This is a genomic window from Paenibacillus silvestris, assembly GCF_009882985.1.
In the GTDB taxonomy this organism is placed as follows: Bacteria; Bacillota; Bacilli; order Paenibacillales; family NBRC-103111; genus Paenibacillus_E; species Paenibacillus_E silvestris.
On sequence record NZ_WTUZ01000015.1, the window covers coordinates 236,544 to 253,866 of the forward strand.

The 17,323-nt window shown below is 46.1% G+C and carries 13 protein-coding genes; 8 read left to right on the forward strand and 5 right to left on the reverse strand.

The features are described from left to right. Nucleotides 1-148: 148 nt before the first annotated feature. Nucleotides 149-1,255 carry a winged helix DNA-binding domain-containing protein gene (locus GQF01_RS12315; RefSeq protein ID WP_161407040.1) on the reverse strand — a complete coding sequence of 369 codons (1,107 nt, stop codon included), beginning with the start codon at nucleotides 1,253-1,255 and terminating at the stop codon, nucleotides 149-151. A gap of 89 nt (nucleotides 1,256-1,344) precedes the next feature. On the opposite strand from GQF01_RS12315, the gene GQF01_RS12320 reads away from it, so the two are divergent. Both GQF01_RS12320 and GQF01_RS12325 read left to right on the forward strand, forming a co-directional pair. Continuing rightward, nucleotides 1,345-1,839, forward strand: coding sequence for a CBO0543 family protein (locus GQF01_RS12320; protein ID WP_161407041.1), 495 nt, complete (start codon nucleotides 1,345-1,347; stop codon nucleotides 1,837-1,839). A 136-nt stretch (nucleotides 1,840-1,975) separates the two neighbouring features. Further along, the gene (locus GQF01_RS12325; protein ID WP_161407042.1) at nucleotides 1,976-5,353 is read left to right on the forward strand and encodes an S-layer homology domain-containing protein; all 3,378 of its coding nucleotides are present in this window, start codon (nucleotides 1,976-1,978) and stop codon (nucleotides 5,351-5,353) included. A gap of 56 nt (nucleotides 5,354-5,409) precedes the next feature. Here GQF01_RS12325 and GQF01_RS12330 read toward each other — a convergent pair whose 3' ends face one another. Both GQF01_RS12330 and GQF01_RS12335 read right to left on the reverse strand, forming a co-directional pair. Then, entirely contained in the window at nucleotides 5,410-6,615 is a 1,206-nt protein-coding gene (locus GQF01_RS12330) for a glycosyltransferase family 4 protein (protein ID WP_161407043.1), read from the reverse strand. Further along, nucleotides 6,605-7,570: a lysylphosphatidylglycerol synthase domain-containing protein gene (locus GQF01_RS12335; protein WP_235959478.1), complete on the reverse strand. Its 966-nt coding sequence runs from the start codon at nucleotides 7,568-7,570 to the stop codon at nucleotides 6,605-6,607. The genes GQF01_RS12330 and GQF01_RS12335 overlap by 11 nt, the downstream gene beginning before the upstream one ends. Before the next feature lie 223 nt (nucleotides 7,571-7,793). Here GQF01_RS12335 and GQF01_RS12340 point away from each other — a divergent pair, with 223 nt between their 5' ends. Further along, a complete protein-coding gene (locus GQF01_RS12340) occupies nucleotides 7,794-8,648 on the forward strand; it encodes a DUF72 domain-containing protein (protein WP_161407045.1) in 855 nt (284 codons plus the stop codon). Nucleotides 8,649-8,713: 65 nt separating this feature from the next. Here the strand turns inward: GQF01_RS12340 and GQF01_RS12345 are convergent, their stop codons facing one another. After that, a complete protein-coding gene (locus tag GQF01_RS12345; RefSeq protein WP_161407046.1) occupies nucleotides 8,714-9,166 on the reverse strand; it encodes a MarR family winged helix-turn-helix transcriptional regulator in 453 nt (150 codons plus the stop codon). Between the two features lie 198 nt (nucleotides 9,167-9,364). On the opposite strand from GQF01_RS12345, the gene GQF01_RS12350 reads away from it, so the two are divergent. The 5 genes from GQF01_RS12350 to GQF01_RS12370 are packed head-to-tail and all read left to right on the forward strand — an operon-like array spanning nucleotide 9,365 to nucleotide 15,733. After that, nucleotides 9,365-9,802, forward strand: a complete 438-nt coding sequence (locus tag GQF01_RS12350) for a MarR family winged helix-turn-helix transcriptional regulator (RefSeq protein WP_202556284.1) — start codon at nucleotides 9,365-9,367, stop codon at nucleotides 9,800-9,802. After that, nucleotides 9,799-10,458: an efflux RND transporter periplasmic adaptor subunit gene (locus GQF01_RS12355; RefSeq protein ID WP_161407048.1), complete on the forward strand. Its 660-nt coding sequence runs from the start codon at nucleotides 9,799-9,801 to the stop codon at nucleotides 10,456-10,458. The genes GQF01_RS12350 and GQF01_RS12355 overlap by 4 nt, the downstream gene beginning before the upstream one ends. 21 nt (nucleotides 10,459-10,479) lie before the next feature. Beyond that, nucleotides 10,480-11,796, forward strand: a complete 1,317-nt coding sequence (locus GQF01_RS12360; protein WP_161407049.1) for an efflux RND transporter periplasmic adaptor subunit — start codon at nucleotides 10,480-10,482, stop codon at nucleotides 11,794-11,796. Between the two features lie 11 nt (nucleotides 11,797-11,807). Next, the gene (locus tag GQF01_RS12365) at nucleotides 11,808-13,373 is read left to right on the forward strand and encodes a DHA2 family efflux MFS transporter permease subunit (RefSeq protein ID WP_161407050.1); all 1,566 of its coding nucleotides are present in this window, start codon (nucleotides 11,808-11,810) and stop codon (nucleotides 13,371-13,373) included. Between the two features lie 20 nt (nucleotides 13,374-13,393). Beyond that, on the forward strand, nucleotides 13,394-15,733 hold the full coding sequence (locus GQF01_RS12370; RefSeq protein ID WP_161407051.1) for an S-layer homology domain-containing protein: 2,340 nt from the start codon (nucleotides 13,394-13,396) through the stop codon (nucleotides 15,731-15,733). Between the two features lie 406 nt (nucleotides 15,734-16,139). Here the strand turns inward: GQF01_RS12370 and dgoD are convergent, their stop codons facing one another. Further along, nucleotides 16,140-17,288, reverse strand: a complete 1,149-nt coding sequence (gene dgoD / locus GQF01_RS12375) for a galactonate dehydratase (protein ID WP_161407052.1) — start codon at nucleotides 17,286-17,288, stop codon at nucleotides 16,140-16,142. Nucleotides 17,289-17,323 lie beyond the last annotated feature (35 nt).

Genomic DNA, 17,323 nt, shown 5'->3' on the forward strand with positions numbered 1-17,323 from the left:
TGCTAGGATAGCGGAACGTAGTTCCCTCCAACTAGTAGGATCGCCTGTTTACTGAAAAATAGAGGACTATAGTTCCCTCTCGATCAATACTCGCATAGCCCAGAGGGCTGTCTCAAAGGTTGTTCCTAACCTTCTGAGGCAGTCCTCTTTAGTTATAGTGGATTTCCGTGGATTCTGCCTGAGGAAAATGAAAGGCAAAGAGCCCCTCAGCTTCCGCTTCAACACTAGCTCGCTCCTCCTCGGATAACTCACGGAATAAAGTAACTGTCAATACTCCCACTTTGCGCTTCAGCGTGATAGACCAAATGCCACTGACGAAACCATCAACAAGCAGTGCTGCGCGTATGATGCCGTTATCGGTAAACACTCGCTGCTTCACATCCTCCGCCATGATGCGCGAGCGATCATCGTAGGAAAGCAGCATATTGTCGAACTCCCCCAAGAAGCGAGGGGGAGCTGGAGTGCCAGCGTCCGGCCGCGGCGCTTCCGGCAGGTCGAATAGCTCGCCGCCCTGCTCGTCGCGAAACGTAAGCAAGCTCGGGCGCAACCGCTCCATGATCTCGCGCAGCCGAGTCAGCCCAGACCATACCTGCATATCCTTCACGGATGCAGGCCCAAATGCCGCCAAGTAGCGCAGCAACATGGCGTCCGCGCTGGCCGCCTCCGCCAGCGGGCGGCCGAGCCACGCCTCCGCGGTGGTATGGGCCGCCTGCCCGGAGGCGCCCCAGATGCCTCGCGGAGGCACCTGAACCAAGGGCAAGCGGCAGCGCACCGCTTGCGCCAAAGCCGTGGCGTCGCGCTGCGGCCACTGGGCTTCGAGGCGCTTGCCGAGCTCACCTAGGGTGAGCGGCTGCGCCTCCAAAAGCGCTCGCCCGGCGGCGGCAAGCGCGTCCAGGTCCAGTTCGGCCAGCTTCTTGCCGAACACGCCTTGCAACCCGCGATCCTGCACGGGTTGCAGGATCGGGCGCAGCGTCACGCAGTCGTCTGCGGTGACGAGGTGGATCGTCGAGCGCATCAAGGCGATGCGCACGATGCTTCGATCCAGGATGAGCTGCGAGAGCTGCTCATGGTGAAAGCCTTGCAGGCGGGTCCACAACCCCACGTAAGGTGGGTTGGGGGCTTGCGCCTGCAGCCCGACGAGGTGCCGCACCGCGGCGAGGACGGGCATGTCCGACCGCCGCAGAAGGAGCTGGCGGGCCAGGAGGGCTCGGTTGAGGTCGCGGCGGCTGAGGATTTTATCCGTATGATCAGTCATGTGAAGGCCCCCTATATCGCTAACCTATTTGTATATAATTGTAAATTATTTGTATACTAGATACAACGCGAGAAGGAGACATGTTGTTTATGCACGTATTTGTGGCTATTTTCATTATTTGGGCGGCGTATCGATGGGGCGATTGGCGAAACTGGCAGAAGTACCAACCAACCATGATGTACTTCGCTATAGGCAATTTATTATACAACTATTTATGTGCAGAGCGTATGCTCTGGACGTTGAGCCCAGATTGGTTCGGGGATACATGCCTGACAGAGTTGATCTATACCTTTATCATTTTCCCGGCCACAGCCTTGTTGTTTCTGACGAATTATCCGCAAGGCCGGATGAAGGTTCTTTTTCACTATGTCCAGTGGGTATTGATCTATGGCGGGGTGGAGTACATTTACTCTCTAACGGGTCGAATTGAGTACCAATATGGCTGGTCTTTAGGATGGTCGGTTATTTTTAATCTCATCATGTTTCCTATGCTCAAATTGTTTTCTGTGAAACCGCTGCTAGCGTATGGTTTTTCGGCTGTACTGACTGTGTTTTGGATGAAAATGTTCCACGTCTCGTTTTAGGAACCTTAGTTCAAGTATATCCCTTAGAATTATTAATTTTCTATTAATTCCATATTTTTAATTCCAGAATCTAGTATAATAATTGGGCATCTTAGGAAAGATGGACTATCTACTAGGTATTTGGAGGGAAGCGGGAATGCGGTTTAATCGATTTATTATTGTTCTACTAATGTTTACCATGATGGTTAGTACGGCCATGCCAGTTTTCGTTTCTGGCGCGGAGAAAGTGGAGTTGAAAGATACACAAAATTCTTATGCGATGAAAGAGATTGACGCTCTTATAGAAGCAGGAATTGTTTCCGGCTATGAGGACGGGAGTTTTCAGCCACAGAAGGCGATGACCCGAGCAGAACTAGCGAAGATTCTGGTACTCTCATTAGGTGCCAAAGAGGATCCAACGAAAGCAGAAGCTTTCTTAGATGTAGAGGCGAATAGCTGGTACCGAGGATATGTAGGCGCGTTGGTTGCTTCGGGCATTACTCAGGGCACTTCGCTTACAACCTTCTCACCGGATGCCAATGTGACACGTGAAGAATTGGTTGTTTTCTTTATTCGTGCACTTGGATTGGAAGAAGCGGCAGCTAAACTGCCTATTGTCGGCACATTTTCTGATAAGGATCAAATTGCGGATTGGGCGAGAAATCAAGTTTCCTTCGCGTCTCAGATCGGTTTTATCCAAGGGACTGAGGGTCCTGATAGCACTCTATTATTTAATCCTAAGCAGAATGCAGAGCGCCAAGCCCTTGCTAGATTAGCGTTTGAGTTTAAAACGAATGCGTCTCAGTACGTGGAGAAAGCCAAGGCGCTAGTTAATGGTCAAAAGGGTTCTATCATTTCATCCATAGAGGCAGTCAGTAACACTAGTATTGAAGTAACTTTTTCATCAGAACTTGCTTCTGTGAATACAAGTGACTTTGCTTTTGATAATGATTTACAGGTTGTTGATGCTGTGTTCAAATCTGGTAGTAAATCTATCGTTGTTTTAACTACCTCAACTCAAACCAAAGATGTCGTCTACAAGCTCTCTTTCAAAGGTACCACTTTGGATAAAAGTGTACTAGGCGTAGCTGGCATTTTTGGCGGCGGAGGCGGTGGTGGTGGCTTCGGCGGAGGCGGCGGTGCTGTAGGCACTACAGTGGAGCAGCTGTTAGCCAGCGGTAAGGAACAGGGCACAATTACGGTGAAAGCGTCAGGTACATACGGTCCTGTTAGCGGATCAGCTACAACTGTGGAGAATCTAATTCTTGATCCAGGCCCCTCTGGTGAGGTTACACTACGGAATATTAATCCGCAGCAGTTGCAAGTTCTCTCTGGAAGCGTAAACTCAATTAAATTACAGAATACGATTGTTAAACAATTGAAAGTAAATGCAGTTAATAATAACGGTAACAGTGTAAGGATTGAAGTGCGGGACGGTGCATCTGTTGAGGATACGGAGGTAAGCTCCCAGGCTATTTTGGAATCAGCATCTACGCAGGGCACATTTGGCAAAATCAAGTTGAATTCCTCTGCTGAAGGAAAGCAGATTACGCTCAAAGGTAATATTGATGGAGAAGTGACGGTTGAAGCACCTGGCGCGAAAATTAAGCTGGATGCTCCTACCAGTGGCAATTCACTCCCGACAGTTATTAAGTCTCTTAAGCTGAAAAGTAATGCTGAGATTAACGCTGGACCGGGTACAGCTGCAGAAGATATTTATGTAACGGAAGGAACGAGTGTTACGGTGACGGGTGATCCTGAGACCGTATGGAAGCTTTCCAATGGCAATTCTGCTTTACAGATTGGTGACCAGGTTAAAGGGGAAGCAATTAAGCTTGCAAATGAAGCTATCAGCAAATTTTTCAGTAGCACTGGCTTTGAATCTCAGCTTGTTAGTATTGAAAATACGGATAGAGCTATCGCCATTGCACAGAAATATGGAGCAAATGATTATGATTTCTCCAGCCTTAGAACGTATAAAGAGATGAGGCAAGCGGTCCTAGATTTGAACGATCTATACAAGTCCCTGCAGTTGCAATTTCAACCAGGTGATACGGCTTCTTCAGTTACAAAAGATATTATTTATCCTACACCAAGTGGAAATGATATAACCGTCGTATGGAGCTCAGATCGCCCTGACCTCTTGACCAGTTGGACTCCTCTAGAAAGACCAGCCTCAGGAGAAGGGGATGCTACGGTAACGATTAAGGCTACTTTGTATAAGATGGCTTATGCAGTTACGAAAGAATTTGTAATTAAAGTAAAGCAATACGATTCTAAGGTAGCTAGTGCCAAAAGCGTGCGATCTGATCTAGTGTTAGTTTCGTTTGACCATCCTGTAGTTAATTCCAGGGTATCTGACTTCCAAATCGATCATAGTCTTAGCATTACCAATGTTACACAGTATCCTCATCTGAAGAATTATGTGTTATTAACGGTTGGCCAACAAACGAAAGATACGAACTATCGTGTAACCTATAAGCAAAAAGATACGAATATATCTTTTGTCGGCAGCACGGAAAATACATGTTCAGAGACCGTATGTCCATTGCCTTCCGCAGGCCCTATTAGCGTAATTCCGATCCCGGGTGTAAATGTACCTGGTATGGTAGCAGGACGGGTTATAGAAGAAACTGAATCAGGGACTTCAGGTATCCAAAATGCAAAAGTAGAGCTAATTGGAACTGATCGTTCTGTTCTAACGAGTGCGGATGGATCCTTCATTTTTGAACAGGTAGCTCCAGGAAAACCCTATACGATTCGTGTTTCAAAAGATAAGTACTCGAAGGCTCAAACGGGGCAATTCACCATTTCTTCAGGCCAGCCCTATTCGGTAGGATTCCTTTCGTTACACACAGCACCGAAGTCTGTTGTTGATTTAAAAGCAATGGTTTCCAGTGCAACAGAAGCAACTTTATCATGGTCGCCAGGATCTTGGATTAATACGAAAACCACCAGTTATCAAGTCCATCTTGACGGCAGGAAAATAGCTGATTTACAGGGTCTGAATTATAGCATTAATACTCTAAAAGAGAATCAAGCCTATACGATTTCTGTCGTAGCTTGCAATGATGTCGGTTGTGCGGCGCCAACTACAATCTCTGTACAAACGCCGATAACTCTCCATATCGATCAAATAAGACCTTATAACTCTGTTACAAATACAGTATATAACCCTTTAGATAGAACGCAGACAGGCCTTGACCAATTTAAATTACCTAAGGCATCTAGTTCTGCTGATTACATGCTCGTTAGGTTAAAAGACAGCGACTACGTACCAAATGCAGGGCCTGAATTGTTGAAAGGGGTATTAGATACTTCTAAAGCAAAACTACGATTAACTGTTCATGATGCATTCCAGGTTACAGGTAAAGTTGAAACGATAGGTGGCGTATCCTATTACAAAATAAGCTTTTACAATCAACCTTTTCCGTTGGTCAGTGCTAATCCCTACGATATTTCCGGATTAAAGTACTTAGTAAATGGCCAAACACTCGAAGTTGCACCGCTGCAATATGCAATCACATTTGAATAAATGATAAAAAGGCTAGAAGCCACCTTCGAGGTGATTTCTAGCCTTTTTTGTAACCTCTAACGCACATCCTGCTTCACACGAGGCCGTTTCCTGACAAACTTGCTGTTCGCACGAGGGCTTGTGCACAGCTCTTCCACGTATTGATCGAACGTTTCTGCGAGCGCTTCATACTGGAACTTTGTCTTCGCACGTTTATAGCCATCTGTTACTAGACGTTCTCTAAGCGCCTGATCCTTTGCCAATAGGACGACACTCTCTACAATTTCACCATGTGAATCTGGATTAACGAGCAGCCCTGTCACCCCATCCAGCACCGCTTCCAAAGCTCCGCCAGACCTTCCGGCTATCACGGGCACTCCCGCCGAGGCTGCTTCCAAGTAGACGATTCCGAACCCTTCGGCATCCCCTTTCTCCAGCTCTCGACACACCATAATAAACTGGTCTGCCAGACTGTAATACTCATTCATAATGTCACTTCCACTGATACTGCCAATGAACTTAACTGAGTCGGCGACGCGATTCTTCCGTACTAGCTGTTCAAGTCGTGCGCGATCGGGACCATCTCCGACAATAACGTACACTGCGTTGGGAATCTGCTTGAGGATTTCGGGCATAGCCTCGATGACGCGATCCTGCCCCTTCCTCATGACAAGTCGGCCAACCGATAATATGACGTACTTATCTTCGAGTCCATACCGCTCAATCAGCTCTGCATTGGCAGATCTTTGATTAAACACGGCCTCCACGCCAGGATGCACAAGACGAATACGAGAAGGATTTACCCCATAATTTTCTACCAACTTCTTGGTGAAAATACTATTGGTCAGTACGCCGTCGGCATGAACCAATATGAACTTCACGATCTGATTTAAGCCGAAAAACCGACGAAACATCAGCATATCCATACCATGTGTGGAAATCACGTAACGGCGCTTTCCGAATACACGAAACAGCAGACCGATGAAACCGATAAGTACATATCCGTAGACCGTGACATCAGGTTCTTCCACCAGCATCATTCTTCTTACGTGCCGGAAAAGTCGCCCCCAGCTCAAAATGTGTGCGCGCTCATTGCGCATGAACGCCCCACGCACCGTGCGAAAAGATTGTTTACCATCGAAAGCTTCACTGCCCGGATACTCAGGAGCGAGAACCGTAATCTCATGTTTCGTATGTTTGGACAGGTTATAGTAATAGCTTTGCATACCACCAATCCCAGGAGGGAAGACACCAGCAACAAGTACGACTTTTTTACGATTCATAGTTTCTCACCTTTCGAGCTAGTCTATTGGCCGTTTGAATGAAGGTCCAGAATGTGATTTCAGCCATCATGTTCCATAACCGTGCTATGATCGAAATGTGCAGTGCGGCCTCCGTACCTAGCTTATGCGATAAAAAGTAAACCAAGAAGCCCTCCCTCACACCAAGCCCGCCTGGAAGCGGACTTAATAATCCGAGCAGCCAAGAGGTGGCGAAAGTACCAGCCGCATAGAAAATGCCGATTTGGCCAGCCCCGAAACTGTTTGACAACATCCAGAAAGCAATCCCCATCACGAAATGGCTGCCTAGAAAACAAAGAAAATAACCGAAAAATTCATTGCGAGACAAGATGGCTCCCGAACTTTTATTCGGTGGCAAGTAGGCTGAATTCGTCATTCGCTGTAGCAACCTTACGAGCAACTTCCACCGAGAGACTTGGACGAATATTCGGCTTATCCAAGCCGTTATACTTGAATAATATATAAATACCGTGCCCGCAATAGCACCAATGAATAGGCAAATAGGAACTGACACAACGTCTAGGCTAAAAGCAAGTAGAAGAGCATACGAAAGCGCAGCGGACACCAAGAGAACGTTTTCGTAAACAATAGCTGCAAACTGTGCAGCTAGCGATACCCCTGCCCTAGTGGCGAGCACGATGCGGCCTGCATAGTTCCAGAAGCCGCCTGGTATGTACTTGGCGAATTGCGAGTTAATAAAAATAAGCAAACCTGATAATACATCTAGTTTTGTATCGCTGCCGGTTTTTGCTCCGACGGCATTAACAATGAGCACCCAAATACTAGCTTGCAGCATTAAAAATACGGTGAAAAGGACCATAGACACATAAAAACGATAATCTGCATCCATGAGATAGGTTACCAAGTCCACGGGCTTTAGCGCTAAGCTTCTATTGGCGAAATACAAAATGACCACCACGAGTAAGATTTTCAGCATCAAAGTAAACCATTTCCGCAGCATCGTCTGGTTTCACCGTCCCTTCCTAAACGTACGGCGGTCCAATTATTGTATAAAGGAATTAGTTTAATAAGATTATATCATTATTCATTTATGATCATTTTTAATTTATGGAAAACTACCAGATTCAAAAGTTTCGATTTATAAATATATGCCGATAAAATATAGTAAGAGTAATATCTTTATAAAGAGTGGTGGAAAGATGATAGCAATCGGGCTTGCTGGTTGGGGAGACCATGATGAGTTATATCAAACAGGAGTTAGAGCGCAAGAAAAGCTAAAAGCATACAGCAAATACTTTTCAGTTGTTGAAGTGGACAGCTCTTATTACGCCATTCACAAAGCCAGTTTATATCAGAAATGGGTTGAAGACACTTCAAGTCATTTCTCGTTTCTGATCAAAGCTTATCAGGGCATGACGGGACATACGCGGCAGCATTATTCCGATGCAGAAACAGAAGAAATGTTCCGGAATTTTATTGAATCTATACAGCCTGTTATTGAAGCTAGTAAATTAAAAGCAGTCCTTTTCCAGTACCCGCCTTGGTTTGATTGCAATCGTGAGAATGTGAAATTGTTGCGAGCAGCCAAGGAGAGGATGGGTAATATTCCTGTAGCCCTCGAATTTCGTCATCAGAGTTGGTTTAGTGCTGAAATGGAAGATAAAACAATATCCTATATGGCTGAAGAAGGCTGGATTCATAGCATCTGTGATGAGCCTCAAGTTTTTCCAGGATCGGTCCCAACAATCTTAAAACCAACGAATAAAAATCTAACAATTGTTCGTTTTCATGGTAGAAATCATTCGGGCTGGACATCGAATGGGGCAACGAATTGGCGAGAAGTACGATACCTCTACCGCTACAATAAGGATGAATTACTTGAGTGGAGAGAACATCTATTGGGATTAGAGAAGGAAACAAACGAGGTTTGTGTGATTTTTAATAATAATTCTGGTGGGGATGCTGCTTCTAATGCTTTGCAACTGATGAACCTTTTGGGTTTGGAGCAGAAAGAGCTGCCATCGCCACCACAGCAAATGGACATGTTTGATTAATAAAAAATTCGCATGATATGAGGTCACCGGATTATTCTGGTGGACCTCTTTTTTTTGGGGCCTGACTAGGATTTGTTGGCCTCTTTTGTACGACCTTCATTAATCGTAAGGTTGAATTTTCTTAATAATTGTGCGAATGTTTGGCATTCGTCATCTGACCACTCTTTTAACACTTCCTTAAATCGGACAGACCTTGCCTTTTTATACTCATCTAATTCATGTTTCCCCAAATCCGTTATCTGTAAGCTGTAGGCTCTTCGATCTTGTGGGTCAGGTATTCTGTACACATATTCCTTCTGCTCTAGTGAGGCTGTTTGTCTACTGACAGTGGAGATATCCAATTGGAAGACATCCGCTAATGCTTTCACGCCAGCGCAGCCATGGGCCGAGATTTGGTGTAACAGAAGATAAGCGGAGCGATCGATATTACCGAATTTTTTGTCAGATGACAAGGATGTGAGGCGGCGAACAAATATGGCCATTTCAAGTTCTATGGTTTCCAATGCATCTATTTTCATACTTTTTCACCTCATTAGCTATATGAACTATGGTAACATACCCCACTGTAATTTTAAATCTGCAAAAGAGGCTGGAATTGAATATTGACAACCCACCATGAAGTTGTATAATACAACAATGTAGTTTTATGATACAACTTGTTTTTGGGGGAGTCAATGCGACTCTTCAAATCTATTTGTGTGAAATGAGGTGTGTGGATGTATCTTGAGACGAACATTGCTAAACTTTTGAGGCAATTGACGAGATACCATAAAGAGTCATTAACGAGAAGAATTAATTGTTTGGGTTTAACACCTCCCCAATTCATGACGTTGTATCAAATTAAGAAGGAGCCTAAGACGATCGGGCAGATTGTCGACGCTGTTGATTTATCCTACAGCACCGTCTCGGGTATCATAGATCGGCTTGAACGCGATGGTTGGATTGAACGTGTGAAAGACGAAGTGGATCGCCGCGTGACTTGGATTTATATGTCTGAGAAAAAGCGAGCAAAGTTTGAGGATAACTCTTTTTTTCAAGAAAGCAATTATTCTAAATTTTTAAATGGATTCTCAGAAGAAGAATTAGTGACCATTCATAGTTCTTTCGATTTGATTACAAGACATTTGGAAAAGAAGGTTGAGGAGAAATCATGAAGCGTAAAGTAATGTTGTATGTCATATTGACAGCTTTGGTCGTCGTCGGTGGAGGAATCGGCGGTTATTTCTGGTATGAAGGCCAAAACTATCTTTCTACAGATGATTCCAGACTGGCCGGAGACATCTACAAAGTAATGCCGCGAATAACCGGGAAAGTCACTTCGTTGCAGGTTAACGAAGGTGATCATGTGCTGGCTGATCAGATCATTGGGCAGCAAGACAACAATAATTTGCCCACAAGCAGCCTGGATCAAGCGGCCCTTCGGTCACCAATTGAAGGGACTGTCATTAAAACATTGGTCAAAACCGGAGAAGTCTCCTCGCCAGGTCAAACCGTAGCGATGGTTGTAGATACGAACAAATTGTATGTATCTGCTAATGTCGAGGAAACAGAGATTCATAAGGTCAAGGAAGGCGAAGTCGTAGAAATCAATTTGGACAATATTCCAGGCAAAGTGCTGCTAGGCAAAGTGAAAGAAATTAGTAAGGCTACAGCATCGACCTTTTCGCTGCTTCCTTCTACCAATACTAGCGGGAATTTTACGAAAGTAACCCAACGTATTCCTATCAAAATCTCGATCGATGATAACCAAGGGCTTGATTTGTCACCCGGAATAAGCACTTCGATCAAAATTCATTTGAAGGGCAACTAAAACAAGAGGAGTTAGTCGACGATGAGTAAACGAAATCAATTAATCGTTCCAGCGATTCTCATATTTGCAGCTATTGCCATCCTTCCTGGATGTGGCGCCAAGGTCTCCGGACAAGCGGATTCCACAGCCGTTCCGGTCCAAGTTATTAAAGTGGGACAACCTGCATCTGCAGGATTAAGCGGGAAAGTTATTCCCGATCAGGATATCAAAATTGTCTCCAAAGTAGCTGGTAAAGTTGCCAGTGTGAATGTGCAAGAAGGAAGCAAAGTCAAACAAGGCGATGTGCTGGTTCAACTGGAAACAAGTGATCTGACGCAGCAAGTGAAGCAAGCTGAATCTGGCCTTCTTGCAGCGCAAGCGAAACTTGTTGATACGAAGGCCGGCGCCCGTTCACAGGAAATTCAAGGTCTCCAAAGCGCAGTCAGCGCAGCTCAAGGTGCTTATCAACAAGCAACCGCGGCTGTGGAGCAAGCCAAAGCTGGATTAGATCTGGCTACAAGCACTTATAATCGTTTAAGAAATGCATACGACAGTAATTCCGGTGTGACTCAGGAAGATTTGGATAAAGGTACCCTTGAATATGAGAAGGCGAAAGCTGGCTCTGAACAAGCACAAGGTGCGCAAAAAGCGGCTCAAGCCCAGCTGCAAGGAGCAGAAGCTAAGTTGCAATTAGCCAAAGTCGGGCCAACGGATAACACGATTTCAGCCCTTCAGGCAGATGTTGACCGTTTGAATGCAGGCTTAGAACTTGCCAGCAGCGGTTTGAGCAACGCTACAATTACCGCGCCAATCGACGGACTTATTGTTAAAAAAAGCATTTCGGTGGGTGAACTCGCTCAACCTGGTGTACAGATCCTCTCGCTTGTGAACATGGATCAAGTACAAGTGGAACTGAGTGTATCCGATAGCCAAATTACGCAAGTGAAGGCGGGCATGCAGGTAGATGTTGCCATTCAAAACTTGCCGAATCAAACCTTTAAAGGCGAGATATTCTTCGTAAGTCCAGTTGCTAACGCGAACAGCAATACCTTCCCTGTCAAAGTGAAAGTAGACAATAAAGACGGTTCGCTTTTTGCAGGTATGGTGGCAGAAGTTAAATTGAATGCAGCTCAGGAGAGCCGTCTGGAAGTTCCGAAAAGCGCAGTTATTAAAAAAGATCAAAAAGAATATTTGTTCACAGTAAGCGACAATACAGCCCACCTCGTTGAAGTGAAAACAGAGGAGAAAAACCAGGATTGGTTGTACGTGCTGCCTACCGATAAATTAAAGGCTAATGAACAAATCGTCGTGAACCCTGCAGACAAGATTGCTGAAGGCACGAAGGTAAAAGCCGAATAGGAGGCGCAGCTATGGCCGATGCATCGGCAGTAAAACAACAAGAATCAGAAGGCTCCGGCAAAATGTGGCTGTCGCTTATCGCCATCGTCATGGGGACCTTCGTTGCCGTTTTGAACAGCAGCTTAATGAATGTGGCCATGAACAAGTTCGTTGCCGTATTCGGCTCGGATATCAATACGATGCAGTGGGTCATTACGGGATATACCCTGGCATCTGCGATAGTTATTCCGATGAGCGGCTTTCTCGGTGCCAAATTCGGAAATAAAAATATATTTATTTACTCTGTAGCTGGGTTTACCTTATTTTCCGTGGTGTGCGGACTGGCTTGGAGTTCTAGTACGATGATCTTGTTCCGGATTATCCAAGGTTTTGCCGGCGGGTTTATTATGCCAATCGGGATGTCAATTATTTATACCACGTTTCCCCGGGAGAAGACCGGTACAGCGATTGGCTTGTGGGGCGTAGCGGCGATGTGTGCCCCTGCACTCGGGCCAACGTTTGGTGGCTATCTGATCCAAAATTTCAGCTGGAGATTGCTCTTTTTCATCAATATACCTATTGGGATTCTTGCCGTCATACTTGGGAAGGTCCTGCTGAAAGATTCTCCGAGAAGAGAAGGATTAAAGTTCGACTTGACCGGGGCCATTCTGTCCATGCTCTTCTTTGGAAGCCTGCTACTCGCACTAAGTAAAGGGCAGCAGCAAGGATGGACGTCTTTATTCATCATTAGTTTGCTGTTTGTTGCCTTCTTCAGCCTGCTACTCCTGATTTGGGTGGAGCTCGGGGTCGAGCAGCCTGTGCTCGATTTGAAGCTTTTTAAAAATTTAAAGTTTGCGATTAGTGTTATTGCAGGGAGCCTGGTCATGATGGGGATGATGGGCGGCACGTTCCTGACCCCTTTATATTTGCAAAATATCCAAGGGCTCACAGCGATGCAGACGGGACTTCTCATGATGCCTCAATCCATAGCGATGGCGCTCATGATGCCCATAAGTGGAAAGCTGGCCGATAAATTCGGGATTGTCCCCTTGTGTATCACGGGTCTTACCATCCTTGGTGTCACGACACTCGATCTGCATCATCTCACGGCGGATACGCCTAACCATTGGCTAAATACCGTATTAACCATTCGCGGTATTGGTATTGGGCTTTGTATGATGCCGCTCACCACTGCGGGGATGCGTGCGGTATCTCCACAGCAGGTTGGTAACGCCTCGCCGCTATCCAACGTAGTTCGCCAGGTTGCTGGTTCCCTGGGAATTGCCATCTTTACGGCCCTTATGAGCAATCGTCAGATTACTCACTATCAACATATCAGCGATAGTGTGCCTGTTGATTCAGTTTCAGCCAATAGTACGATATCCATGCTTTCAGGCTCGATTTATTCCTGGTCGGTGGATATGACAACAGCTTCAGGAACTGCAGCCACGTATCTAGCAGGATTTATGCAAAAGGAATCATTGGTCAGGTCCATCGCTGACACTTTTTATATTTCTGCGATTCCTGCTTTCATATGTATACCTTTCGTCCTTTTCTTTATCCAGAGAAAAAAAGCACCAACCGAAGTGAAAGAGTAAATTTTGAGAGGAGTACGAAAATGAAGAAAAAATTATCCGTTATCGTGAGCACAGCTATGGCCCTTACTTTGTTTTCATCTGTATCTCTAGGTGCGACAGCCGCGAAATCCTCTGCGGATTTCAGTGATTTAAACCAGCTTGACGCGGGAACGAAACTTAAGTTTGATGCGATGATTTCTGCTGGTATCTTTGATGGAGTAAGCAATGGCGTTTTTGGCCTTCATGATAAAATGAATCGTGCGCAATTCGCCAAAGTGGCGGCTTTAATCTTCGGATTGAAGGTGGAATCAACTTTGCAGGTATCCAGTTTCAGCGACGTGAGCAGCTCAGATCCAGCTAACGGCTATGCGCTGCCTTATATCGAAGCACTGAAAGCTGCTAATCTTACCGATGGCTTTGGTGAAGGCACATACAACCCTGCAGGCGAAGTAACGAAAGAACAGCTGGCTGCATTCCTCATTCGGGGATTGAACAAGGATGCAGAAGCTAAAGGAACTACAGAGGTAAATGATAGCACCGTCTCGAGTTGGGCCAAGGGGTACGCAGCTCTGGCTATTCAACTGAACTTGCTAGGGAACCAGGCTGACGGTACATTCGGGGGCATCCAACCTGCGACACGCGATCTGCTGGTTACTTCCTCTTATGCAGCTAAGCAGCTAGTTGTACCTGGGAATACGTCTTCCGGACAGCATTCGGAAATCCATGCAGAAGATTTGAAAGCCTACAGCCTCCCAGGCGGTTCGCAGGCTCAAGTCAAGAGTGTCCTGCAGGAGAAAACAACGGATGGCTGGAGAGTCGGAACCGTCGTCAAGCTGACGAATTCATCCAACTCGACGATACGCATTCCCGATTACGAACTTCGTGTCAAAACGTCAGATGGCACAGATTACACGCTATTGCCAAGCGCAAGCAACGCTCGTTCGATTCTGCCACAGAGTGATGTGACGCTTAGTTATATGACCGATATTAATGTAAAGTCAGAAGTAAGTTTAACAGATGTTCTTTGGATCGATGTGAATACAAAAGTATATCCTAAGCAGGAGACGCTGCTTGCGGATTCCCCCGTTGGATCCATTGTATGGCGCGGTAACGATGCTGTGATCAATGACGCTGCGCTCATGGGGCAGTGGGGAGCTTCCTTCTCTATTCCAGGCGTGACTTCATCTCTGAAATATTCGGCCGCAAGTATGTCCAAGCAGTTCACTGGGCAATCGCCAACGTATATCGTACAGGTGAAAGTCCAGAATTCAGGAAGCTATGCGGAAACCATTCCAGACTTTACACTTAGCGGGAAATCAGATGGACAATCTTATATTGGCAAAAGAGTTGAAGAATCTCCGATAAGCCTTAATGCCGGCGAGCAGAAATATATTCATTTTGCGGTTACGACAGATACCAATACGCAATTGAAGGCCTTCTACGTTCTTACGCCTGAAAGCTTCTTGAAACAAGGCCAGACTACACCGATTCAATATTATACAGGTCGCATTGGATTCGGGCTTCCGGCTAATGGAGGAACAGATGCAAGCACAGTCCCTTCTGGAGGCAATTATACTTTTGGTACACCGATGGTATTCCAGCAAGGAAATGAGTTCATCAATCCCAATCTGGCTGTATCGCTGGAAGAATTGCATGTAACCAATAATAAAGAAACCGGAAATAAAACAGGATTAGCTAAGTTCAAACTAATCAATAAAGGCGATAAACCCATTCCAGTACCAGCTTTTGCCGCGGACTTGGCAGGGAAAGATGGTAACACCTATACAGGAAGCCGTCAAACCATGGGTACTTCGGATATTGCTCCTGGAACAGGTGTCGTAGTCAGCTATGGCTATATGATTCCATCGACTGACCAAAGTGAACAGTACACAATGAACGTGCAGGGAGTCCTTTCAGGAGCTTCACAAGGACAACCGGCTAATGGTTCTTCTGCTTATAAATCTACCATTGCCAGCTACACGGTCAGCACGCAAAGTGAAAATGATCATAACAATGTCTCCTTGTATCCATTCAAGCTGAATATCAAAAACTGGACATTAACTCAGCTGATGATGACGACTCCGTCAATATCTTATACGTATAAACTAAATATGGATTTGGATTTCACTCGTGATCCTGAAGTAATCATAGACAATAACTTCTCCAAATTGAAATTTGAATTGATTGATGGGTTTGGAAGTTCGTTGGGTTCGAGCTCGTTCCCATTCACCGGAACCAATCGGTTAGTGAGCGGCACCCAATCGCTAAGCTTCAATAATCTGACCCAAAACCAGATTCAAAATAATGTCTCCATCAGAGTCTACGAATCGGTGACTACACCGAATGGTGAAGTGGAGAGATTCATTGCAGAATTGAAATAATCCTTAGCATCAAAAACGGAGCCCGCAAACTTTGCGTGGCTCCGTTTTTTGATATTCTGTTAGAACATCCCCCGAGAACAAATGGATGTGTTCGATTGTCATGCAATCGGCTAACGGACTGAGAGGACGTTATCTGCCATTTTTAGGGTAGAAGTAGCATCTAACGGACTCACGAACCGCTATTGGCTATGAAAATGCAAAAAACAGCTGCAGAATCCATAAATAGCGCCTCTTCAGTCCGTTAGCGCCGTGAAATCTGCTGAATTTGGCAGAATAACGGCTGCTGAGTCCGTTACAGAAGAGTGACTGTATCATGCTAGATCACAAAAAAAGGCTGTCCCACCGGTCTTTTAGACCTTCGGAAACAGCCTTATTATACTTTTCACGCTATGCTAGAAACTGAAACCTACCACTCAGCCACCGTACCATCGGCTTGGCGCCAAACGGGATTTTTCCAGTTGTGCCCGATAGCCGCCATTTCACGAACCTTGTCCTCGTTGATCTCGATGCCGAGACCTGGGGCGGTTAGGTTTTTGACGAAGCCGTCTTCATATTGGAACACCGCTGGGTCCTTCAAATAATCAAGCAGGTCACTGCCCTGATTATAGTGAATGCCCAAGCTTTGCTCCTGAATGAAAGCGTTCGGGGAGCAAGTGTCCAGCTGCAAGCAGGAGGCCAGAGCAATAGGGCCTAACGGGCAATGCGGCGCAACGGCAACATCGTAGGCTTCCGCCATCGCGGCAATTTTGCGAGTCTCCAGAATGCCTCCGGCATGGGAAAGATCGGGCTGGATAATGTCTACATAGCCCTGCGCCAACAGATCTTTGAAGCCCCAGCGTGTGTACATCCGCTCGCCGGTTGCGATCGGGCATGAGGTGTGGCGGGCGATCTCCCGAAGCGCCTCATTATTTTCCGGCAAAACAGGCTCCTCAATGAACATCGGACGGTACGGCTCCAGTTCTTTGACGAGGATTTTGGCCATGGACTTATGGATGCGCCCGTGGAAGTCAATGCCGATGCCAACATCTCGGCCAACCGCCTCACGGACAGCGGCAATACGAGCGATAGCCTCGTCCACCTTGCTGAGCGAGTCGATGTAGTGCATTTCCTCCGTGGCATTCATCTTCACGGCAGTAAACCCTGCGGCTACCTGCTGTTTGGCCGCCAGCCCAACGTCGCTCGGACGGTCGCCGCCGATCCAGGAATAAACGCGAGTGCGCTCACGGCACGCACCGCCAAGCAAATCATAGATAGGGGCATTGTAGAATTTCCCCTTAATATCCCACAGTGCCTGCTCGATGCCGGAGATCGCGCTTGTCAAGATAGGCCCTCCGCGATAGAAGCCGCCGCGGTACAGGATTTGAAACATGTCTTCAATCCGCATCGGATCCTTGCCGATGATTTGCTCGCTCATTTCCATAACAGCGGCTGCGACTGTATCCGCTTTCCCTTCTACAATCGGCTCGCCCCAACCCGTAATGCCTTCATCCGTTTCGATTTTCAAAAACAACCATCTTGGCGGCACCTTAAACAGTTCTAACTTCGTAATCTTCATGGTAAATTTCCTCTCCCAAACCATAGAATGTCTTA